At 47.7% G+C, this 23,610-nt stretch carries 10 protein-coding genes and 1 pseudogene; 1 reads left to right on the forward strand and 10 read right to left on the reverse strand.

Annotated features, from left to right (window positions below; genetic code table 11):
• Positions 1 to 177: 177 nt before the first annotated feature.
• The 6 genes from MSSIT_RS03980 to MSSIT_RS22840 all read right to left on the reverse strand — a co-directional run bounded on the left by MSSIT_RS03980 (position 178) and on the right by MSSIT_RS22840 (position 14,693).
• Positions 178 to 633, reverse strand: coding sequence for a hypothetical protein (locus MSSIT_RS03980; protein ID WP_048170220.1), 456 nt, complete (start codon positions 631 to 633; stop codon positions 178 to 180).
• A gap of 43 nt (positions 634 to 676) precedes the next feature.
• Positions 677 to 2,368: a methylamine methyltransferase corrinoid protein reductive activase gene (locus MSSIT_RS03985; protein WP_048174490.1), complete on the reverse strand. Its 1,692-nt coding sequence runs from the start codon at positions 2,366 to 2,368 to the stop codon at positions 677 to 679.
• A 556-nt stretch (positions 2,369 to 2,924) separates the two neighbouring features.
• Positions 2,925 to 9,416: a leucine-rich repeat protein gene (locus MSSIT_RS21070; RefSeq protein ID WP_048170221.1), complete on the reverse strand. Its 6,492-nt coding sequence runs from the start codon at positions 9,414 to 9,416 to the stop codon at positions 2,925 to 2,927.
• A gap of 1,305 nt (positions 9,417 to 10,721) precedes the next feature.
• A complete protein-coding gene (locus tag MSSIT_RS24515) occupies positions 10,722 to 14,213 on the reverse strand; it encodes a PKD domain-containing protein (RefSeq protein WP_231590406.1) in 3,492 nt (1,163 codons plus the stop codon).
• Positions 14,210 to 14,428, reverse strand: coding sequence for a hypothetical protein (locus MSSIT_RS04005; RefSeq protein ID WP_048180089.1), 219 nt, complete (start codon positions 14,426 to 14,428; stop codon positions 14,210 to 14,212). Before MSSIT_RS04005 ends, MSSIT_RS24515 begins: the two co-directional genes overlap by 4 nt.
• 109 nt (positions 14,429 to 14,537) lie before the next feature.
• The gene (locus MSSIT_RS22840; RefSeq protein WP_156157258.1) at positions 14,538 to 14,693 is read right to left on the reverse strand and encodes a hypothetical protein; all 156 of its coding nucleotides are present in this window, start codon (positions 14,691 to 14,693) and stop codon (positions 14,538 to 14,540) included.
• Between the two features lie 942 nt (positions 14,694 to 15,635).
• Here MSSIT_RS22840 and MSSIT_RS04010 point away from each other — a divergent pair.
• Positions 15,636 to 16,016, forward strand: a complete 381-nt coding sequence (locus MSSIT_RS04010; protein WP_052721504.1) for a GNAT family N-acetyltransferase — start codon at positions 15,636 to 15,638, stop codon at positions 16,014 to 16,016.
• 620 nt (positions 16,017 to 16,636) lie between these two features.
• On the opposite strand, the pseudogene mtaA reads toward MSSIT_RS04010, so the two are convergent.
• From mtaA to MSSIT_RS04030, 4 genes and pseudogenes are all read right to left on the reverse strand, one after another.
• A pseudogene (gene mtaA / locus MSSIT_RS04015) lies at positions 16,637 to 17,701 on the reverse strand (methylcobamide:CoM methyltransferase MtaA).
• Positions 17,702 to 18,093: 392 nt separating this feature from the next.
• Positions 18,094 to 19,197: a CobW family GTP-binding protein gene (locus MSSIT_RS04020; RefSeq protein WP_048170224.1), complete on the reverse strand. Its 1,104-nt coding sequence runs from the start codon at positions 19,195 to 19,197 to the stop codon at positions 18,094 to 18,096.
• Between the two features lie 571 nt (positions 19,198 to 19,768).
• Entirely contained in the window at positions 19,769 to 21,376 is a 1,608-nt protein-coding gene (locus MSSIT_RS04025; RefSeq protein WP_048170225.1) for a TCP-1/cpn60 chaperonin family protein, read from the reverse strand.
• 82 nt (positions 21,377 to 21,458) lie between these two features.
• Positions 21,459 to 23,393, reverse strand: coding sequence for a hydantoinase/oxoprolinase family protein (locus MSSIT_RS04030; protein WP_048170226.1), 1,935 nt, complete (start codon positions 23,391 to 23,393; stop codon positions 21,459 to 21,461).
• Positions 23,394 to 23,610 lie beyond the last annotated feature (217 nt).

Here is a 23,610-nt window from a genome sequence, read left to right on the forward strand (position 1 = left end):
TAACACTAAAACGTTTCGAATTAAAAAAGGGGCTTAAATAGTAAAATACCCCCATATCCTGAATATTAAAGAAAAAAGTTAATGAAGAAAGGGAATAAAAGACTACCGGGATTCTATAATGGTTTCCACTTTCGTCTTTTTTCTCTTCTTCAGCCTTTTTTAAACCCTGGGCAGCAGTCACTGGAACTCTGATGTTGTATATGTCGTAACTCCCAGAAAAGGTATTTTTATAAGTTCTATTTCTGCAAGTTCCTCTGCTGCAATTTCTGCTTCTGCAAACTCTGAGCTTGTAATTTCCACTTTCATAATCTCTGTTTCTGCAAGTTTCTTTTTTGCCAGCCTCTTTCCTATACTGACCGCGTTGAGTACCGCATCGGGAATCAGGCACCTTCGCGTGCAGTCAAGTGCGCATTCCCTGGTACATCCAAAGGAGCAATCCGTTTGTCTTTCCAGCTCAAGGATAAGCTCGTTCTGGTTCTCGGGCAGTTCCTGAAGGGGGAATTCAAGGCAGGTGAGGTTTCGAAATTTCTCGCAGGGGGTATCGATCTTTATGATGATCCTGTCTCCTTTCACCTTTCCTGTCACCGTATGGCAAAAACTGCACATGCAGGAAGACACACGCATTTTTATCATTTCCAGAGCTCCTGCTATTGATCTTTTTTCAGGGATCTTCCTCTCAGTAGACCCCGCCGGTAATACTGCCTTTCTGAAGGCCACCTGTGTTGTGAATTGCGATATTCTTGAAGTCTATCGCCTTTATCGGGCAGGCCCGGACGCAGCGCCTGCAGCTTGTCCCCAGGCAGTCCTGAGTCCTGCAGCTTGCAAAGAAAATCCCATTTCTCTCGATGGTCACAAGGGCATTTTCCGGGCATTCTTCGTTACAGCGGCTGCACTGGATACAGCCTTCCACGGGCACCTCTACGGTGATCCCCACGTCTTCCACGATTTCCACAGGCACGTTTCCGGTTTCCTCGATATCCTTTGAGACCCTCTTTTCCAGCACTGCATCTTCTACCGGTTCCGGGAGAGGCGGATATTTGTACATCTTAAAGAACTTTTTGTACAGTTTCATGCTCATGCCTTCGGTCCAGTAGGAAAGCTCGCAGGTATAGATGTTTTTGAAGGTCTCGCTGGTAGCCATCATCAGGTGGTCGGCTTTTATCGTTCCTGCTAGGGCAATTACCTCCTTGAGCCTGGACTCGTCAAGGAGAAGTTCGCGTGCAAGCGCGATAGAAGTGTTCCCAAACTGAACCGTTTTCTTTGAGAAATCCGGGCAGGAACCTATTTTCCTGGCTTTCCTTGAGTCCACGTATGTCCCGGACGCGCCTGACATGTAGACGTTTTCCAGTTCCTCAAAAGGCACTCCCGCTTCAAGCAGCAGGGTGAGCTGGGCTGCCCGAATTGCCCCGATGGCTTTCCCGGCTTCGGCGACATCTTCGTTTGTAATCTCTATCCCATTGCCGAGGATCAGCCTTCCGTCGGGCAGTTTAGGAGGTTGTTCCATAATTCCCGTTTCCATTGCAAGCGAAATGACTGCAATTACCCCGGTCCCGGTAATTCCCACGGCTTCGATTTCTCCTCTCTCTACAATCTCGCCGCTGACAGGGTCGATAAGGGCTCCGGGTCTTCCTTCCATCTTTTCGTCCAGAACCGTAAGCCGCCAGAAGTCATTTTCCGTACAACCTTCAGTACATTTCTTTTCGAGGTTTACGTCGGAAATCACACCCGGGCTTGCAATCATTCCGCAGCTGATACCCTGTCCCTCAATGGCCGGGCCTGCAGCCGCGCTGCCTGTGATGATCCGGTCTCCTGCTTTTATTGCCATTTCAGCGTTAGTTCCGTAGTCGGTAACAATGGAGACCTCTTTCTGGTTCAGGAAATCGGTTTCGATCATCATTGCCAGAGCATCGGCTCCGATCTCATGGGCAATAGCCGGAGGCACGGTTATCTCACAGTTAGGAAGGTTCAGTACCCCCCTGAAAAGTTCGGAGGCCGGAAAGACCCTGGCACTCCTGTCCACGTTATCGACTCCAAGCCTTCTCTGCATGTTTTTTCCTGCAAAGGCCAGGTCCCTTATTTCCGAGTTCTGGAAAAGCGAAAGTTGGATAGGGTTTCCGCATACAACAAGTTTCCGAATGCAGGCAGGGTCTACCCCAAAAGTCCCAATAATTTTATTAACCGCATCCAGAATGATGCTGTTTGCAATATCTTCCCCGACTTCCAGTGCGAAGTCCAGGTGGTCGATCACATTGCCCCCTGGTAGGGGGTGCCTCATCGTCATGGCAGTTCTTACAACTTTTTTTGTTTCCAGGTCTATGAGCTGCGCTCGAAAGCCGCTGGTACCCAGATCAAGTGCGATCCCGTACATTTTCATACTCCACTTGCAGCAGTCGTTGAAAATTAAGAAAAAAAATACCCTCTCTATCCTGTCCACATCAGGATACCGTATATCGGAATAATATACCGGGTTAACTTCAGGCAGTGAAATTGGCTGCGCAGCTTCATCACTGTTATTCAATCTTTTTTATCTAAATTTGGGCTTAAATGTATATAACATAATTCGCAGCTTATCGTAAAGGGGCTTGATTTCAGTAAAGGCATTGATTTTTGAAGGGGTATTGATTTTTCAAGGACATCGATTTACAGAAGCTATGATATTATTAGAAGGGAAGGAGGACTGAAAGTGCCATTACTGTCTGAAAAATAGCTTTTTTCTCTTCAAAAATCTCTGCGGTATCATTCGCCAGGTACAACCGGAACGTAATAAAAGAAGATCGTATTAAGGATTTCTCGATAGGGATAAAATGTTTTTCGAATAAATGAAAGAAAAAGTTGTGGGAAATGTGAGAAAAATTTATCTCAATTCCCCTTTTTGTTTTTTCATTCTTTTTTTCTTCATTCTTTTTTTCTTCATTCTTTTTTTCTTATATCATTCCAAACATGTCCACAACATCATCAAAGTCTATCCTTCCGTTTCCGTTAAAGTCGAAGTACTCCACCTGCATGTTTGCCTCTATCCAGTCCATGTTGTGGAAGTACGCCACTATATCCACGAAACTGAACTCCCCGTTTCCTGTAAGGTCTTCATAGAGTCCGTCTCCGTCGAGATCTTTAGGGGTATATTCCTGATCAGGCAAGGGAGAGAGAAGGGTCACCTCAATTTTTCCTGCCAGGAGAGCTGGTTCGATAGAGTCTCCGGAATCTTCCTCCAGACGTTTAACCCCTATCGAAAGGTTTGCAGATCCTTTCTCCTTTCCAGAAACCGTGAGAGTAGCAAGCACAACGTCTGCTGAATCTGCCTTAACGGCATCTTCCAGGTCAACAGTCTTCATGTAGATAGAAGTCCCTGGCAGGGTAGAGTTCTCAGTAATCAGAGCCCATGTCGGGTACTCGATATCAACTATTTCGGCAACATTCGGGTCGTCGAGAGCAACGGTCAGGTTGTAGCCTGAAAGACCTGCAGGGAAGTTGCTTGCAACGAGATTTATTTTAGTGGATTCGTTTTCTGCAACTGAGGAACTTTCAGGGTCGAAATAGAGATTAACGGTTGATCCGGAAGCTTCGGAAATTTCGATGTAATCCGTTTTTAACTCGAAGTCCGTCCCGGCAGCATTTTCTACAGTCAGGTTGACGGTGTAATTTCCGGCTGCATTATATGTATGCGAGGGGTTCTGCTCGGTAGAGTTTCCTCCATCCCCGAATTCCCAGAACCACGAGGTAGGTGTGCCTGTGGACTGGTCGGTAAAGTTAATCGTAAGCGGAGTGACACCGGAAGTGATATCTGCGGAAAAGTCTGCAACAGGCATACCCGATTCTTCATCTTTGAAAGCATACAAATATGCCACACCTTCCTGGTCACGCCCTATCGAAAATACCGTATCATCTGCTATTGCAGGCGAATCACCCGCAGAATCTGAATGCCAGATTTCTGTGCCGGTCGCAGCATCCAGGGCATAGAGACCTGCATGACCGAAGGAAGAACCTGCGGACTTCCCAACAAAGACTTTACCGTCAGCAACTGCAATAGAACAGGTCCAGTCTCCTATTCCCTGATCTTCTTTAGGGGTACTCCAGATGAGAGTGCCGTTCAAGGCGTCAAAGCAGTATGTCTGGCTTTCAGAATAACCGGTACATCCACCGCATACGTATAGATAGCCGTCTGCAATGGCAGGGGTGGAATCGGTTCTCTGGATGGTAGCATTCCAGATCTCAGTGCCGTTTTCGAAGTCAAAGGCAAATAGGGCAGGTTTGTAGTCACTGCCAAAATCATATGTTGTCAAGTAGAACATGTCCCCTTCAATCGACGGAGAACCACAAATGCTTCCAGAAGACGAAGGGTTGGGTTTAGTCCATAGAAGGTTTCCGTCCATGTCGAGGCAGTAGATGTCATTCCAGCTTGTGAGGATTATCGTCCCGTTGCTGACAGCCGGGGTTCCCTGGGTGTAGCTGTCACTGCCGTCAACCGTATAGTTCCACATTTCGGTACCTGTGGTTTCGTCCAGGCAGTAGTAGTGCAGGCCGTCCCAGTCACTGCACAGGACTTTACCCTCTGCAATTACCGGACCGCCATTGCAGGAAGCACGGCCTGATGGATTTGTGAATGCCCATTCGATGGCACCTGTGGTCGCATTGATACAGGTGGTGTTCGCACCCGTGGAGGTGAAGACAAAACCATTGTCATAGGCGGGAGAAGACCAGGAACCCCATTCGGGTACCGCAATGGTGGTGTTCCAGTATTTGTGGCCGTCGTACATGCTGAAAGCAACGAGTTGGCCGATGGTACCTTCTCCCGGAGTACCTTCTTCGTCTACCGGGCCGATGATGGCATTGGCAAAGACTTTGCCGTCTGCTACGGCGACAGAAGAGGAGGGCACGAGGGTGAATTCGTCGGTGAGTCTGGCGCTTTTCCAGAGGAGGGTGTTGGTGTCGGGTGCATCCGAGGTGGTGTACCCGGTGTGTTCGGCAGTCTTCCTGAACTGGTACCAGGTGTCTTCATCTGCCGAGGAAGAAGTCGGGACTTCAAGTACGGTGATGTAGTCTTCTTTGATTACGGCGTCGCTGCCCTCGGTATTGTTTACGGTGAGGGTGACGGTGTAATTGCCTGGACTGATGTAGGTGTATTCAGGGGTCTGCTCCGTGGAGTCGATGGTTCCGTCGTTGTCAAAGTCCCATGCCCAGGCAGTAGGTGAACCTGTGGACCGGTCGGCGAACTTCACAATCAGAGGTCCGATTCCTGATGTCACGTCGGCCTCGAAGTCCGCCACTGGGGCCGCCGTTGTCAGCGGGTAACAGGCGACGCCGTTCCACGTCGGCGTGGTGAAGCCGGTAGCGCCTTCGTAGTAGTACGCCGTCAGGGAAGTGCTTCCAGATGCCCAGCTACTGCTCACCGAAGAAGGAGCATTACCCGTGAACATCACTGAGGTCAGGGCGGTACAGTCACGGAACGCATAGTCGCCGATGGTGGTGACATTGTTTCCTACGGTCACCGAGGTCAGGGTGGTGCAGTCGCGGAACGCATACTTGCCGATTTCGGTGATGCTGTCCGGTATAGTCACCGAAGTCAGGGCGGTGCAGTCACGGAATACACTGCCGTCGATGCTGGTGACGCTGTCCGGTATGGTCACCGAGGTCAGGGCGGTGCAGCCGCGGAACGCACCGCTGCCGATGCTGGTAACGCTGTCCGGTATGTCCGCCGAGATCAGGCCGGTGTCACGGAACGTATAATCGCCGATGCTGATAACGCTGTTCGGTATGGTCAATGAGGTCAGGCCGCAGTCCTGGAACGCATAACTGCCGATGCTGGTAACGCTGTCCGGTATAGTCACCGACGTCAGGGCGGTGCAGTAACGGAACGCACTGTCACCGATGGTGGTGACATTGTTTCCGATGGTCGCCGAGGCCAGGTTGGTGCATTGGTAGAACATATACTTGCCGATGCTGGTGACCCCGTTGCCGATGGTCGCCGAAGACAGGGCGCTGCAGCCGTAGAACGCACGCTCACCGATGCTGGTAACACTGTCAGGAATTACCACCGAGGTCAGAGCGGTGCAACCGTAGAACGCATAGGTGTCGATGGTGGTGACATTGTTTCCGATGGTCACCGACGTCAGGGAGGTGCAGCCGTAGAAAGCACTGCCTCCGATGGTGGTGACACTGTCAGGAATGATCACCGACGTCAGGGCGGTGTTGCTCTTGAACGCACTGGAGGCGATAGTAGTGACAGGCAGGCCCCCGATCGTGCCCGGTATGACGACATCGCCGCCCGAACCGGTGTAACCTGTTATGGTTACCGAAGTGCCGTCGGAGGTATAGGTAAAGTTATCGACCGTTTCGGCTATGGTTATGTAGTCGGTCTTTACCTCACTGTCACTGCCCCAGGGGTTGCTGACATTCAGACTGACCGAGTAGGTACCCGGCGCATCATAGGTGTAACCGGGGTTTCTCGCCGTGCTATCCACAGTGCCGTTGTTGTCGAAGTCCCAGACAAGCGCATTCGCTCCCACGCCCGTATAGGTGAACTGTACCGTGAGCGGTGCGCTGCCATATACGATGTTCGAGGTGAATTCGGCGGTCACGGCGGCGAGTGCTGGGTAGCACGGGACTTCGTTCCACTCAGGGGTTGTGAAGTTAGTAGCGCCTTCGGAGTAATATGCCACCAGGTTGGTTCCCGATGCCCAGTTACTGCCAACTGTCGTCGGCGCATTGCCGTTGAACATCATGACAGTAAGGTTGGTGCAGCCGTAGAATGCACTGTCGTCGATGGTGGTGACGCTGTTCGGTATGGTCACCGAGGTCAGGCCGGTGCAGCCGTATAAAGCACTGGAGCCGATGGTGGTGACGCCATTGCCAATGGTGAGGGAATCCATACCTGTGCAGCCGTAGAACGCACTGGAGCCGATAGTGTTGACGCTGTCCGGTATAGTCACGGAGGTCAGGTTGATGCAGCCGTAGAACGCACTGGCGTCGATAGTGTTGACGCTGTCCGGTATGGTCACCGAGGTCAGGTTGGTGAGGGCCTTGCACGCGCTGGTACCGATAGTGGTCACCGGCAGGCCATCGATCTCAGCGGGTATGGTCACGTCGCTGTCCGGTCCGGAGTAGCCGGTTACGGTCACCGATGTGCCGTCGCTGGTGTAAGCCCAACCGTCAGTGCGGGCCTCGACCACTGTAATATAGTTTGTCTTGAGCTCACTGTCGCTGCCCCATGGGTTGCTGACATACAGCGTGGCCGAGTAGGTACCCGGCGTATCATAGGTGTAACCGGGGTTCCTCGCATTGCTGTCCACAGTAGCGTCGCCGTCGAAGTACCAGTTCAGCGTGTTTGCTCCCACACCTGTATAGGTGAACTTTACCGTGAACGGTGCGCTGCCGAAAATGCCGTCGGTCGAAAAGTCAGCGGTCGGAGAACCTATTGGATAACACGGCTTGCCACCCCACTTCGGTGTGGTGAAGCCGGTAGCGTTCTCACAGTAGTACACCACCAGATTGGGACAATTATAGTTCCAGTTGCCACTGGCACTCGGTGCGTCGCCCTCGGCCTCAAACACCATGGCCTCCAGGGATGGGCAGTCACGGATCGAGTAGCTGGTAATAGAAGAAAGCCTATGGCCAACAGTTATCGTTTCTAGGGATGGGCAGTTCCGGATATTGTTCGTTGAAATAGATGGTACTCCGCCCGTGTAGATCGAGATAAGGTCCTCGCAGTTCTGGAACTGGTAGAGTCCAATGTTGGTGACGCTGTCAGGAATGACCACCGAGGTCAAGGGTGTTCCTTGAAACACCCTCTCGGCTATTTTTGTGACAGGAAGACCATCGATCTCATCCGGTATGACCAGATCGCCGGCAGGGCCGGTGTAGCCGGTGATTGTTATCGAACTGCCATCGCTGGTATATGTCAAATAATCTTCCAGAGGCTTCGCTTCGACCACGGTGATGTAGTCGGTCTTGAGTTCCTGAACGCTGCCTGTCGACTTGTTGATCGTCAGTCTGACGGAGTAGTTACCTGCCGCACTGTATGTATATACAGGGTTCTGCTCCGTGCTGTCCACATTTCCGTCATTGTCAAAGTCCCACTGCCATTCGGTCGTCTCTGCACTTAGATCGGTGAACTGCACCGTCAGCGGCACGGAGCCGTAGGTAGTGTTGGCAGTAAAGCATATATCCGGATCATCAAGAGCGAACAGGTAACCCGCATCATTGCCGTAGTAGACCATGCCGTCGGAGATCGCCGCACCCTGCAGGCTATACTGCTTCATACTGCTGGGCGGGAAGAACTCGAACTGCAAAATGGCTTCGGTGTTTCCCGGCATGTCCTTTAGACAGTACATACCGCTGGAGTGATCGTTTGTTGTGAAATAGATGTAAATCTCCCCGTCGCCATCATCATAGTAGGTCGAGATGGCAGGAGATGATTGCACCTTGGCGCCTACGGTATATGACCAGATTATTTGCAGGGAATCGGCGTCAAGACAGTACAGGGAACCACCGCAGCCCACATACACACGGTCATTGTACACGGCCGGGGTGGAGGTGGAGTCACCCGACATCGACCCTGTGCCCTTCACGCTCTTCACGAATGTGCCGTTGCTGGAGTCGAACCCTACATAGTAGCATTTGGATCCGGAAGCGAAGTACAGCCTCCCGGTTGATTGGTCATAGCTCATGGAGGAACGGATATTGCCTGTTCCGGAGCTGAAGATGGTGACGGTGCCCACATCTTCCACGGTCGTCCCGGTGTGCTTGTTGACAGAGACCAGGTTGCCGTCATCGCCACCGTATACGAGATAGTCGCCTACCACGCAAGCGCCGGCCCAGTAGTAGCCCGCGTTGCTGGTGCAGGCCCGCTCCCATACGAACGAGCCGTCAGTGGCATTCACGCAGTAGTATGAGCCGGGATCGCCGGAGGAAAACCAGGTTCCGAAGTAGATGTTACCGGAGTCGTAGACTATAGGTGTGTTCACCTGCGCCTTCTCGCCGCCCAGCCCGGTGGAGTTGATCCAGGCCTCTGTGCCGTTGGAGATGTCGTATGCGGCGATGACGCCGTTATTGGTGCCGATGAAGATCTTGCCGTCGGCGATCACAGGCGTGGCCAGAACGAACCCTCCAGCTAGAGATGTATTCCATATTTCATCCCCTGTGGTCTTGTTGAAGGCAAAAGCTTTGCCCTGGGCGGCAGTGTAAACGACATCACCGGCGACCACCGGCGTTGTATCGATCCCGCTCATCCCACTGGATTTGGTAAAGACGGCGAAGGCATAACTGCCGTTATTGCTTATCGGGCCAGCCTTATCGGTTATTCCGGAGTTGTAATTGTCATTCTGGAACGTGGACCAGTCATAACCCAGTACCGGCTGAGTAGCCGCCACCAGGAGCAATGTTACACAAATCAGAAATATTTTCAGTGTATGTTTGTTCATATTTTCGTTTCTCCTATTTTGTCATAGGGGTTCAGTCTACCTGCGCGGAAATGTCCGGACCCCCGAAGATTTGATAATCGGTTTGCTCGGGTAGGAAATTGTTTTTGGTTCAAGGATTTTCGGACCTTTGAAGAAAGCAGGAAGCGACTGTATTTTGTTTTCTGTTTTTTTATTCTCACGGATTTTGAGGATTCTGGAATCAGCCGGGTTTGAACTACTTAGCTGTAGAAAGTTCCGGTGACCTAACAGATAGTAATGGAATTTCAAAATCCGGAAAAATGCCGAATATGAAAAGCACGGCCCAAATTAAAATTCGCCCTTTGTTGAAGCAAAAATGCTTCAATACTTGTCACTATTTTTGATGAAGGACATACCTTGCTTTCAGTTCGTTTAAAACGAATTTCAGGCAGAGCCGCGTATAAAAACAAGTGTTTTTAGTTTCTTTTTTGAGATCCTCCTATGTTTTTATGGGGTTGGCGGTTGTTCTGGGCGAAAGAATCGGACCATATTTGGTGTATGGTGGGGTTATCGATTCCGGTTTCGGACCTTTTTGAAGCGTCAGACCAACCAAATTATTAAGGAATTTTCGTATTTTAGCTGGATACAAATTTGTAATGTATGGAACAATTTTGTCTAAATGTTCCAGGTTTTTCAGAAATATTTGATTTAACTAATTAGATACAATTAAACAGATTGATATTTTAGCCTCTACGAATTTGTAGCTTCTACAATTAAAAATCTTTGGCTAATTATTCTTACCCTTATGGGTAACACGCTCCTTCAGGATCCTGAAGGAATGAAGGAAATTTTTCAGATGCTATTCCAGATTTTTTTTATCTGCTATTCTTTCATTTCAGCTTGACTTTTCAGGAGTTTTTCATCGATCCTGAAGGTGGTGTTATATCAGCAGGGGCAGCAACAGATCAAAATATTGGAATTATCACATACGTAAAAAAATACTAATGGATATTGTGTACAAAGAAAATAAGTTGGATAAAAAATCTATGTGGGTACAAATTGTTAATACTTTATGACACTGGCTTTCAGTTCACCTGCATAAATCCCTGGTACACAGTAGTCTGATTTATACAATAATTGAACTGTTCTCGGTCAGGTTGCTCTTCCTTCCTGTAAAAAGTCCTTTTATTTCAGTCGAATACCCCGCTAGCTTGCAGCGGGGTGCGCCAGCGCAACTTTGATTTCTTAGCCCGTTGACTAACAATTCTCTTGTTGCCTCTTTTAATATAAATCCTTGACTTTTTTGTCCTTAACTTTAATTCGAAAAAAGAAAGGAGGATAACAGCCTTATTCGGCTGCTTCCGCCCAGAAGGTTATTGTCCCTTTTTTGTTCCCTGAACCGGCATAATCAGCCGGGACCTTTAGAACCACTGAAGTGTTTTCCTGACTGTCCCCTCCTACTACTTTCCAGTAATTATTCCATAGCTGAGAGTCCAGCAGCAAGCCCTGGCTGAAAAGCGAATCTCCATCAGAAGAGTCGCAGACTACGGCTGTAACATTTACGTCGCAGCTTCCTCTGTTTTTGAGAGTTAGGTACTGGAGCTCACTGGTTTTTCCAGGGTACAGTTCCCCGAAATCCAGGGCTGAAGGGGAGACCTCAAGGGAAATCACCGGGACAATGGTTACATTCAGGGACACACTTGAGGAACCGTTCTGGCTTCCAGAAGAAGCCTCCTCAACCTTGATACAATCCTCAAGCTCATTGTTTGTCTCGTCCGATTCGTCTATTGCATCCTCCGCATCTGCACTTACCTTAACGCTGTAATACCCGGCAGCAACTGGCTTCCATGAGAAATTAACATTAGCGCTACTACCCGATCCAATCCCTGATACGGTGCTGGTATCCACAACCTCGCCGTTTACGGAAAGGGTCGCGTTAAAGGCTCCGGCATCACTTTCGCCCGTGTTGCTGATGGTGGCGCCGATGTTGCATGAGGTATTTGCAGTAATACCGGACGGCGGGATGATGGATGAAACAATGAGATCAGGCCGGTCCTCTGGTGTAGTCGACGAGTCGGTTACCGTGATATATTCGGCCTTTACTTCCGAGTCACCTCCCGCTGCACTGGATACTGTTAGGTTGACAGTATAATTTCCTTCGGCAGTGTAAGTGTAGCTAGGGTTCTGTTCAGTACTGTCAATCGAACCGTCATTATCAAAGTCCCAGGCCCATGAAGTAGGCGTACCTGTAGACTGGTCCGTGAAGTTGACAGTGAGAGGTACAGTGCCATTAGTTACGTCAGCATTGAAAGCAGCAACGGGTTCTGTAGGTGTAGAAGATTCGGATGCAGTAATATAGTCAGTCTTCACCTCTGAATCGTTTCCCTCTGCATTGGCAACCGTGAGGTTGACAGTGTAAGTACCGGCTGAAGTATAGGTATAGGAGGGGTTCTGTTCAGTACTGTCAATCGAACCGTCATTATCAAAGTCCCAGGCCCATGAAGTAGGCGATTCAGTAGACTTGTCAGTAAAGTTGACAGTGAGTGGTACAGTGCCATTAGTTACATCCGCAGTGAAAGCGGCAACAGGTTCTACAGGCGTAGATGATTCGGATACAGTGATGTAGTCAGTCTTCAGCTCGGAATCGCTTCCATCTTCATTCGTGACTGTTAGGTTTACGGTATAGCTACCTGCATCGGAATAAGTATGGCCAGGGTTCTGCTCTGTGGAGTCCACGTTTCCGTCGGAATCAAAGTCCCATGCCCAGGCAGTAGGCGAGCCGGCAGACTCATCAGTGAACTGGACAGTCAGGGGGGAATCTCCGGAAGTGGGAGTCGCAGTGAAGTTGGCGACAGGCAGAGTTGAAGAACCCTGGACTTTAACACTTGATGCTTCAGTGACGGCATTTATGTTACTGCCTGGATCGTCATCCAGACGGTTGAAAGTAAGAGATATTTCACTTTCTCCCGGAGTTTCGGCCACAAAGGTGGCACTTGCCAGGAGAACGTTTTCATCACCAGCCTTAACAACGTCAGTAGTATCCACCGCTTTTACTTTTATCGAAGTATTGGGCATACTGGAGTTTTCTGAAAGGCCAACCCAGGAAGGATACTCCACATCCGTGAAATTTCCAACAGCCGGATTCTCGAGGGTAAGGTTAAAGTCATAGCCAGAAAGACCGTCTGGGAATTTATCCGCCCTGATCTCGAAGACCTGGGATTCGCCCGAAGAAAGAGTAGATTCCGCCGGAAGAATCGAAACAATCGGGTTGTCTGAGTTCTCCACAGTCAGTTTTGCTTCCCGGACGGTGACAGAGATCGTATTTTCGGAATCATCATCTAACCGGTCAACGGATACGGTGAGATTTGCTTCCCCGGAAGCAAGGGATTCTACGGTTACCGTACCTAAAAAGACATCTGAGTCCCCAGCATTTATCTTTTCTGTCAGATCAACAGCTCCGATCTGGACCGAATCTGCCGGAAGACTTGAACTATTATTCACGCCTGACCAGGAAGGGAACTCCACTCCCGTTATCCGGGCAACTGAAGGATCGCTTATACTAAGATTAAGTTTGTATCCCGCAAGCCCGGCAGGCGCTTGATCAAGATAAAGGTTCAGACTTTCTACGGAGCCAATATCTGAAAAGACAGCTTCCTGGGGTTCAAAATAGAGTTCTTCAGGGTCGGTAAAAGCATAGACCCTTCCGTCAGCTCCAATTGTGAAGAGTATCCCGTCGGAAATTGCAGGTGAAGCGCCCCCAGAGGGATAACTCCAGACTACATCCCCTGTATAAGCATCGAGAGCATATGTGCCAGCGTATCCGAAGTAATCATCTTCGGCGTATTTTCCTACAAAGATCATGCCGTCTGCAACAGCAACTGACGCAGTCCAGCCCCCTATCTTATCTTCGGCAGAGGTATTCCAGACCATTTCATGGGTTGTTGCGTTGAAACAGTAGGTTTCAATTGTGCTAATTCCGGGGCATCCACCTGATATGTAGACGTTACCGTAAGCAATAGCCGGGGTGGAAGAAACATCGGTGCTTGGAACGGTTTCACTCCAGAGGATTGAACCGTCTTCGGCGTCCAGTGCGTAAAGATTTCCGTCGTAAGTGGTTGCATAGACAACTCCCTCAGAAACTGCAGGAGACCCGCCTGCCTCATAAGGGAGCGTCTGGTTCCAGAGCTCGTCCCCATTCTCCGCATTGACGCAGTAAACGTGACCCGGAGAACTAAAGAGTGGTCCGCTTGTCAGGTAAACCTTTCCTTCGTAATAAGCTGGTGTGCCAATGGCAACACCGGTAACTGTAAAGTTCCAGAGTTCCTCTTCGGTTTCGGCATCCGTACAGTAATAATGGTGAGATTCGCCATCACTATCGAATACTTTCCCATCTGCAACCATTGGCCCACCGTTGAGAGCATCCGCCCGTCCATACCATATCTTTCCGTTGTCATAGCAAAGAGAAGACCAACAGGGTGTAACCGGACCTATTTCATCGGAAGAAATTATATTTCCCGTATATTCATCAATGGTCACTATCCTCAATTCCTCGGGAGTTGTTGACATCGAGTTGACTTGGTCTACTCCGCACTTGACAAAGACTTTCCCCTCAGCAATAACAGGCGAAGAGCTGGGAATTGCCCAGATAGGGTCACTTACCCAGAGCAGTTTTCCAGTATCAGGAGCTTCACCCGGGGAGAAACCGGTGTGTGCAACGTCTTTATGGAACTGGTTCCAGGTATCGGTATTGTTGGAAGCCATGGTTGTTGAGGAAAGTAATAAAATGGACAGAAAAAGCAAAATAACCGGAATAAATTTTATTTTTACATTCAGATTCATATTTTAGCCTTCCCGATTCCAATGATTGAAATTTTCATACAATTAATCGAAATTGTTCGTACAAATTCCATAGCCAGATCTCCACATGCAGCCGAACTTACTCCAAGGCTGAGCCTGTGCAGGAGAACTGCGAAGCTTCCCAGTAAGTGTCCTGTAAACTTTTTCACTGTGACTGTTAACTTTTTCCTTGTTAGTTTCATGGTAAATCTTTCCATTAAAGTTCATTTATTTTCTTCTCATTTTGCTCGATTTCGGGTGAACTACCGTAAATATAATGAAGACTGATGTCGAATAGATGAATCCGAACCCTGGAAGGGCACTTTTTCAGGTATCGATGCCTGTAACATTTTCACTTTCATCTGTTTCTTCTCCAGAATTTACGGAATTCTCCGATTTTTCAGAAGTTTTGAATTTTGAGCGGTGGCGCGAACATATCCCGTTGTTTGCAGCGGGGTGCACCAGCGCAACTTTGATTCTCAAGGATTTTTGAGATTTCAGGATCAGTCGGTTTTAAAATATTTGCTCTGGAAGTTTCCGGTGATCGAATCGAAGATAACAGCATCCAAAAATCCGGAAAAATGCTGAATGAAAAACACGGTTTGGATTGAAAATTTGAAATGAGCCCTTAAGTAAAGATATCTCTATACTCGTCTAAATTTTTGCTGAAGGGCATACCTGAGCTTCCAGTTTTGAGGAAAAATTCAGGCATAAAACCGTGTAAAGAAAAACAAGTGCTGCTAGTACCTGGTATTTTTCATAACCTCCTGTATTTTCATAGGGTTGCCGGTTGGTCTGAGCGGAAGAGTCTGTCTGCATTTCGAATTGTATTATGCAATAAGATCAGGTTTCGGACCTTTTTGAAGTGTCAGAACAACTGGAGTTTTAAAAGTTTATCCGGAACATATGCTGCGGAAATTTTGATATTTCCTGAAATTATTGATTGAACTAATTGTATCTGATTGAACTAATTGATTATTTTAACTCTACAGATAAAAATCTTTGGCTAATTATTCTTAGCTCCTTGACTAACGGTTCCCACATTGCCTATTTTAACATAAATCATTGACTTTTTTGTCCTGAACTTTGATTCAAAATAAGAAAGAGGGAAAACAGCTCTATTCGGCCTTCTCCTCCCAGAAGTTCATTGTTCATTGTTCATTTTTTTATTTCCACAACCGGCATAATCAACTGGATATGAGAATTTTTTTTCTCTATTTTGCCTTTTTCAATTCCCATTTCTCTATTCCTCTTTTTGTTTTTTCATTATCTACGGTGTTAAAGACAAGCTTTTTTAATCGCAAATGTTCCAGTTTATCTGCATCAATTTCATGTAGTTGAGAACGACAAGAAAAAAATTAAAACAGCTATAAGGTTGCCCGGGTCAGAAATATTTATTAATCGCATGGTTGAGTTAGAAATATTATGGATAGTCAGAAGGACAAAGACGTTACGATACGCACGCAAAAACCAGGTGATGCTGGGTATATAGCTTATAGACATTGTGTCCTTTACGAAAAAGAATATGGACTTGGCGGAAGTTTTGAGCATTACGTGTTAGATAGCTTAGCAAAATATATTGAGCACCGGTCTGCGGGGGAAATCTGGGTCGCAGAGTATAATGGCCAGATTGTTGGTTCTATAGGAATTGTCGGTACGGACAAAAGTACGGCACAGCTCAGGTGGTTTTTAATAGAGCCAGAATTTCGCGGAATAGGTTTGGGCAGACAGCTGATGGCCAGAGCAGTCGACTACTGTAAGCAAAAAAAGTTCAGTCGATGTTCTTATGGACAATACAGAGTTTGAAGATTTCACATCATTTATACAGTAGCTTTGGATTTATTCCTGTAGAACAAGCCGAAAATAATACATGGAAAAAAGGCGTGGTAGAAGAGCGATGGGAACTTTTCTTAAAACCTGAATAAAGTTGAACTGTCTTATTAACTTTATTATGTGTTCCTAATACTTTTTTACGTTTCATGTTCTATTGTCTTTTAAAGTTTTAGTTTGAGCTAGTTTTGTGAACTGGGGTTTGGTTTATATACTGAAGTTAAACTGGCTTTTAAGGATTGGGTGGCAGTTTATAGGGCAGATGTTCGGGCTTGCAAAGGCTTGGAATTCGGAGTAAATGACTGGTTTGGGCCGGAGAAGGCTGGAAAAAAGAGTAGTACCTGCTTGCAAGGGACTTATCTGGATTGAAAAAAGGGCTAGATTAGAGCTGAAATAGCTATTTGCCAGCCTGGTGTGACAAGAAAGGCTTCGTATAACGAATAAGGTTGTATGGGGCTAGAACTATCAGTTAACCCTCTTGAGTTCAACTCATTGATAAAATCCATCAAGTAGTCCTCTTGAGCGAAGCGTAGCGTAGCGAAAAGGACCGCGTACTCCCGAGGCGCAATTCGGGTGGCGCAATTCGGGTGGCGCAATTATGGTGAGGCGCAATTATGGTGGGTCCGAACTCTGATTTTTCCGGTCAGATAATATTCATCTCTCGCTTCAACCAGCGCTCTTATATTTTTGATCGGGGTCTTCGGGGCAATTCCGCATCCGGGAGCGAGTATATCAATACCGTCTTCCAGGCACTTCTGCGCTTCCATTTTTATCTCCTCGCAGGTCCCGTTGAGCATAATTCCTGAAGAGGAAAGGTTTCCGATCAGTTTTGTTTTGCTTCCGACAAGTTTTTTTGCAGCTTGCAGGTCAGTTACTTTTTCTTCGATGCTGATCCCCTGAAAACCGCACCCTGAAAGGGTTTTAAGGATCGAAGTCGAGTTCCCGCAGACGTGTATGAGTTTTATGCCTTTTCCTGACCTGCAGAAGCTTTCATACTCCGGCCTTATGAGGGCGTTCAGATGTCTGGGGTCAAGCATGTCCGGACCAGCTATCCCATCCACAATGCAGACAGCATCCGCCCCGGCTTCGGAGAGGATTTCTGCGTACGCCGAGCAGGTGGTTCCTGTGACTTTAAGGCACTGGCTTAAAGTTTCGGGTCTTCTGATCATCCATGTAAGGAAGTTATAAGTCCCGAGCAGCCTTGATGCAAGAGATGCAGGGCCTTCCATACCTGCTATGAGAGGGACTTCTTCTCCTGTTTTTTCCCTAAGGATCGAGGTTACGTCTGCAATAAGGGGAATTCTTCCCCGCTCCGCAAAGTCCGAAGGCAGTTCCATTTTTTCCGGTTCCTTTGCAAAAGGGTTAGAGCCCGGAGAAGGCTGAATATCCTATCTGCCCGGGTTGACCTTGCAGCCCAGAGCTTCGGATAGGACCGTGAGGCAGAAGGGGTAGCGCACGGCTTCAAGGCCTGCACAGGTATGGGCTGAAAGGGCAAGGTCCGCCATTTTTTCCGCATCAAAATGAGCATCTGGCCAGGCCGCTCCGCTTTTTCTCATTAGTTCGACGGTCCCGGTCTGGGTTACCGAAAGGACAGGGATCTTATCCACGGCTTTTCCATGCAACGTGTTCAGGAAACGGTCTCTTAAATCTGGATCTGCCATTAAAATCTGCCATTAAAGTTCTCTTTTTATAACGTTAAGCGCTACGGCAAGCTTCTGTAGCTTTTTTCTTCTGAGAAGTAATACAAACAGCATCACTTTTATATTTTTCATTTAAAATATCTGCGAACTCATTATATAAATTAATCCACATATGCGGTATTTTAATGGCCGATATTTTAACTGTTTATCTCCTCTTTATTCATTTACTGGCTGGACGCGGTTAATAGGTTTATATTTTCCAGAGGTTGATATCATTTCTAGGTGCCCAAAAATAAAGTCTTCAGGCTTTTTCCCCAGCAGGCCTGAACTATATCCCTAAATCAGTACAGGATACCACATGACTTTTTGTATGTCAGGTTACGGCTTTCCGGAATCGGAAACACTCTCTTCCTTCAGAAGTTCTCCTGTTTAAGGGAGCTAATCGGAGTCTGGCTGTAGTCGTGATTGCTTTTTTCCACCTTTATATATGAAAGCTGTCTGTCTTTCAGCTGCCCACTTGCCGTTGTGTCCACAGTTCTGATAAGTTCTTCTCTGGGCACGGATGTCACCGCAGAGAGTATCTTTAGCCTTGAGCAGGAATTCTTTTCTTTTTTGAGGATTTCAATTTCGGGTTTTTCATGTGCTGAAGTCACACTACCTTTTACAAAATCATCTTTGTGCGCAAAGGAAAGTTTGATATGCCCTGTGAATTCGGGGTTAAGCTGTGTTACTCTCTTTCTTATGCTGTCCAGGATTTGCCCCGAAACAGAGACTGCCGTTTCAAGAGATATTTCCTGCGAAGTAATCTCAAGTTCGGTTGAGTAAGCTGAAACCCCGGAAATTTCAACGGAGTTTCTTGCTTCAATTGAGTTCTTTGCTTTTACTGAATTTCTCATTCCACGGGCAGTTTTATCCTGGTTGCTTACCCCGATCAGCCCGAAAAATTTTTCCAGGGGTTCTCCTCCCTGCCTGGCTGAAAAATGAATAATCCTTGCTCTCGGGTTCAATTTTCGGAGGAGCAGGCAGGTCTCCAGAAGTTTTTCCTGCCCTATGAGGTCTACTTTGTTTATGCCCAGGATCTCGGCATCCTCGATCTGGTTTCGAACAAAATTCTGCAGGTCTTCTGCATCCGGACTCAGGAGGGAGGGGTCTACAAGATTTACGATCGGAGTAAAACTAATCTCCGGAATACCCATGCTTTCGATATTGCTTTTAATCTGTCTTGGGAAGGCTATCCCTGTGGGCTCTATTATAATAGTATCCGGACTATAGGTGAGCATAAGGTTCCTCAGGGTATATTCCATACTGATCCTGAGAGTACAGCAAATGCACCCGCTTGTAATTTCTCTGGTTTCTACCCCCTCTCCCGAGATAGTTTCCCCATCGATCCCTACTTCTCCTATTTCATTGACGATGATTGCCGTTCGCTGCCCTCGGGCTCCGAGGTATTCGACAAGTTTTCTTATTGTTGTCGTTTTTCCACTTCCGAGGAAGCCTCCGATTATCATGCATTTCATGGCTCTGCCCTCTTTTTGATGCCTTCAGGTAAGAATTGAATATAGTTAAGAATTGAATATCGTGTAAGCTTAAATCGAATCTCAGGTAAGAACCGGGCATTCTTACCGGAATATCGCCTGCACTGTCAGCAGTATTATCTGCCAGCAGTATTATTATAGTGCTGATATTATAGTGCTGATCGCCTGCCTTACATATCGATAAGGGCAGGAATATTACCCCCTTTCCTGCCTGGAGTTAGCAGTAAATGGGGCGTACCTGTCCTATGCTTCAGGTTTCACATTCTTTCCTTTAAACCCTGAAAATGGCAAAAGGGTTTGAAAAGGACCTTTTATCTGTTTTTTCTCTTTGGTACTCTTTTTGCGAGGTGCTTCAGGTTTGGAGTATCAAGTCGTTTTTAAATGACAAATCCGTGCCCTTCCGGAAAAGAGTATTGCAGGTCTAACTTCCTTTTCGGTGCATATGACAACAATGCCCTTGGAGAGGGAGTGGCACTGTTATCAGCATGATATTTTTAAATCTTTCCGGTTTCCTTTCCGGTTTCCTTTTCGGATTTCTGCTTCCATGCCTGTTTCATCTCTTAGGCACTATCTCGTCTATCCTGAGTACTTTTTTTGCCGTTTCCGTACCTGCAATAATTGCGAGTTTCTTTACCGTTGCCGAGTCGTAGACTTTTGGTCCCTTATCAGTTATCTTTCTTGAGAGGTCTATCCTTGCCTCAACTCCTCTTGAATATGAATTCCTCAGCTGTGCTGTTGCATCAATTTCATTCATTCCCATATTTCTTGCAAGAACCACGGGAATTTTTTCGAGGGCCTCGGCATATGCCTGGACCGCCAGTTGTCTCTTCCCGGTCTGCGTTGCCGCAAAGAGCCTGACCATATGCGCAAGCTCAAACTCAATTGCCCCTCCTCCGTTCACTATTTCCCTGTTTTTCCGGAGGAAAGCCGCATTGTTCAGTGCATCATCAACAGCCTCTTCCACCTTGTCAAGCCCGTATTTCACAGGCTCCCTTATCAGAATGGTGGCGATAGCCTTGTCTTTCACGGTAATGAAAACGAAGTTTTCCCCGTTTTTCTTTTCAAGTTTTATACTGTCTGCCTTTCCGAGGTCGCAGGGGTGAATCTCGTCCGGCTGTGCCATCAGGGTCGTACCTGTGGCTTCCGCAAGCTTTTCCAGGTCTTTCATCTTCAGTTTCTTAAAAGCCAGAATATTGCTGTCCCTGAGCAGGGTTTCGATATAGGGATCAATATCTCCTTCGGAAAAGAGGACATTTGCTCCCGAATCAATTATCTTCCGGGAAATTTCCCCGCACATCTGCTTTTTCCTCTCTTCAAAAAGGAGCGCAGTCTGCACGGAATCCATTTTGAGGTTGTGCTGGGGGTTTAAGTATCCGCTTTTTATCTTGAGGTCGTAATTCGTGATCAGGACCGCCGGGTTCTGGTAGCTTTTTGGCATATCCTCTCTTGCCGGGTTTTCGTCCATGATCAGGCCTTCGATTGCAGTGATTTCCGGCCCTCCCTTCTTTTTCAGGATCTTGACGTTCCTGTTAAGGTCTAGCCTTCCTGCCTGTTTTTCGGAAAGGTGGCTTATCACTTTCAGGACAATATCCGTAACAATCTGTGCCTGGTGCCCTTCAATCCCCTTCCCTGTTGCCGAACACATTATGGTCGTGCGGATATCCTCTTCCGATGCCTGCTTTATGCTGTACTGCAGCATTTCATACGTTTTTTGCATGGCAAGTTCATACCCTTCAATAATAATTGTCGGGTGCACTCCTGCCCTGATCAATCTGACTGCGTTTTTAATCAGGTTGCTTGCAAAAATGACTGCCGTTTTTGTGCCGTCTCCGCAGGCTTTGTCCATTGATTCAGCAAGCTTTTTGAGAGAGGTCACGATCGGGTGAAGCACATCCATTTCCTTTAAGATGACTTTCCCGTCGCTCGTAACGAAAATATCTCCCACCGGGTTTACTATTATCTTGTTCATCCCTCTCGGGCCGAGGGATGAGCCCAGTAGCTCGTCAATTTCTATCGCTGCCCTTTCAAGCTGGTCGATCAGCTTCTCTTCCTTTACCGGCTCGTCAATTAGGATCTTATCCCTTATAGTCCGCGCCAGTTTTGCCATTCCGTCCTGGCTTTCAGGGCTCGTGCTTCCCGGTGTTTTCAGTTCGCTTGCCATGTCCTCTCCTCATTTGCTGCTATGACCTGCTGAATTCTGCCTTTTTTAGGTACTGCTTCGTATTCTGTTTTTATATCCTGTCTTATGCCAGCTTTCCGGTAGTTCCTACGCCGACTCCGACCAGGCGGGTTTCCAGTGGGGCTTTTCCCCTGCTTCCCACATCGTTCTGTTTAAGATCAAATTTCACATTGTCCATATCAAGCCCGTATCCGTCCATGTACTCCGAAATCAGCCTGTGGCTGAGCTTGAGCCCGTAGTCCAGGGCTTCTCCGTAGTCCTCAAAGACATCTTTTCCAAGCCTGGAGAAGACCGAGTACTCTGCATTTCCTGCTGCCGAAGGGCGGATAAGGATCTCTGTCCTGTGGACTATTTTTCCTGCAAGGGCTCCGACAGCGTTTCCCACCTCATGGAAAGCGGGGATCCTTATGTCTGCATCCACAGCCCCATTCAGTTCCTTCAGGTATGCTCTTACAGGAGCCCCTACCAGGACTACAGGGACCTTAATGCGGAATTTCATGACCTTTTCTTTTGCCAGAAGTTTTTCGATGTCCTCCTTTTTCAGGTCTTCCGCAAAGAAGGAAACAAGTTCAAGAGTAAGTTTTTCCACGACTTCAGCCTTTATCCGGGCTGAAAACTCCTCAGCTTCCTGTTTGAGGGTTTTTCCAAGCATTTTTGCTCCTATAAAAGAAGCCCTTCCGTCCCATCTTGCATATTCTCCAAGCACGTGCAGGGCATCGGTTGGAGTAAATCCTATCTGGCTTACGTGCCTTTTAAGGATTAGGTTTTTAAGAATTCCTGCAAACAAGAGCGGGTGTTTTCCTGTCCTTTCCGAAATCTCGGATATTGAAAGGGGCTCTGCCCCGAGGTGTTCGATAATCGTCCTCTCGTCTTCTTCGAGCTCCCCGCTTAGAAGTTCGGGGGAATTGATCCCGTTCCTTACGAAAAAAGAGGTCGGTTGTATGATCTCATCCATTATGCGCTCGTTAGGGGTGTCTTTTTTCTCCAGTTTCTGCAGAATCTCCGGGAACTCCGAGGCGGCAAGACAGAGGGGAATCACCCTTGAAGGACCAAGAAATGGTTTTCTTCTGATCCAGACCAGGCTGTCCCCTCCAAGGGCTGAGGTTTCCATCCGGATCGCTTTTACCATTGTTTTCCAGCCTCCGACTCTTGCTCCGGAATCGCTGATCTCGGGGATGCCTCCGGTAATCATGGCAATGTCGGTGCTGGTGCCTCCGACGTCTACGGTTGCACAGGTATCCAGGCCTGTGAGGTGGGCAGCTCCTACAAGGCTTGCTGCGGGTCCGGAAAAGATCGATTCTACGGGTTTTTGCAGGGCTTCTTCAATGCGGACCAGGGACCCGTCACACTTCATCATCATCAGGGTCGCTTTGATTTCTTTTTCTTCCATTACCGCCTGGACGGATTTGATAAACTGCTTGCTTACCGGGATCAGTTCGGCGTTCAGGAGAGCGGTCACTGCCCTTTCGTAAGCTCCCAGGCTCAGGGAAAGCTCGTGCCCGCAGACAACAGGAATGTCCGTTATTTCCTGAATTACTTCCTTGACTCTAAGTTCATGTTCCGGGTTCCGGACTCCGAAGTAGCCGGAAACGGCAAAAGCAGCCACTTTGTTCTTTACCTGCCTGACAAATTCTTTTACGGTTTCCAGGTCTTCAAGAGGAGCAACTTCGTTCCCGTCGGAATCGTGCCCTCCTCCTATTGAGATTACATAATGGCTGGCAAGTTTTTTCGGGATGGTGTGCCCTATAAGGATCAATCCTGCTGGATAGCCTTTACCCTCAAGAGTGGTATTGGTAGCAAGGGTTGTAGAAACGGAAACGAATTTTATCCTTTTCAGGTAATCGGGACCCAGTCCCTCAATTGAGTTCTTTATCCCCCGTATAAGGTCAGGATAAGTTGTAAGCGCTTTATTCGACTCGATCACGGTCCCGTTTGACATATCCATAACAGCGGCATCGGTATATGTCCCGCCGGTATCAATGCCCAGTCCCAGATACATTACATTCCTCCTCTTCAATTTCTATTGCTCTTCACCTTTTATTTCCGATCTCCTCTCGCCTGCTTCAGTCCCGTCTTTAACGCTTTTGTTCCTGTTTCTAACATTTCTATAGCCAGCTTTCCTTCTGCTTTCTCGCAACCCCTGAGAGCCGGGTGTAATTTCAAAGGCAAAAACCCTTTTCAAAAAAAGATCTTACAGTTTTACTTTACGGCTTTTA

The sequence above is a fragment of the Methanosarcina siciliae T4/M genome, from assembly GCF_000970085.1.
Classification (GTDB): domain Archaea; phylum Halobacteriota; class Methanosarcinia; order Methanosarcinales; family Methanosarcinaceae; genus Methanosarcina; species Methanosarcina siciliae.

Excerpts from the sequence above, each read along its gene's own strand:
- MSSIT_RS03985 (WP_048174490.1), bottom strand. The coding sequence starts at position 2,368 with ATGTACGGGATCGCACTTGATCTGGGTACCAGCGGCTTTCGAGCGCAG.
- MSSIT_RS04025 (WP_048170225.1), bottom strand. The coding sequence starts at position 21,376 with ATGGCAAGCGAACTGAAAACACCGGGAAGCACGAGCCCTGAAAGCCAG.
- MSSIT_RS04020 (WP_048170224.1), bottom strand. The coding sequence starts at position 19,197 with ATGAAATGCATGATAATCGGAGGCTTCCTCGGAAGTGGAAAAACGACA.
- MSSIT_RS21070 (WP_048170221.1), bottom strand. The coding sequence starts at position 9,416 with ATGAACAAACATACACTGAAAATATTTCTGATTTGTGTAACATTGCTC.
- MSSIT_RS24515 (WP_231590406.1), bottom strand. The coding sequence starts at position 14,213 with ATGAATCTGAATGTAAAAATAAAATTTATTCCGGTTATTTTGCTTTTT.
- MSSIT_RS04030 (WP_048170226.1), bottom strand. The coding sequence starts at position 23,393 with ATGTATCTGGGACTGGGCATTGATACCGGCGGGACATATACCGATGCC.
- MSSIT_RS03980 (WP_048170220.1), bottom strand. The coding sequence starts at position 633 with ATGATAAAAATGCGTGTGTCTTCCTGCATGTGCAGTTTTTGCCATACG.
- MSSIT_RS04005 (WP_048180089.1), bottom strand. The coding sequence starts at position 14,428 with ATGGAAAGATTTACCATGAAACTAACAAGGAAAAAGTTAACAGTCACA.
- MSSIT_RS04010 (WP_052721504.1), top strand. The coding sequence starts at position 15,636 with ATGGATAGTCAGAAGGACAAAGACGTTACGATACGCACGCAAAAACCA.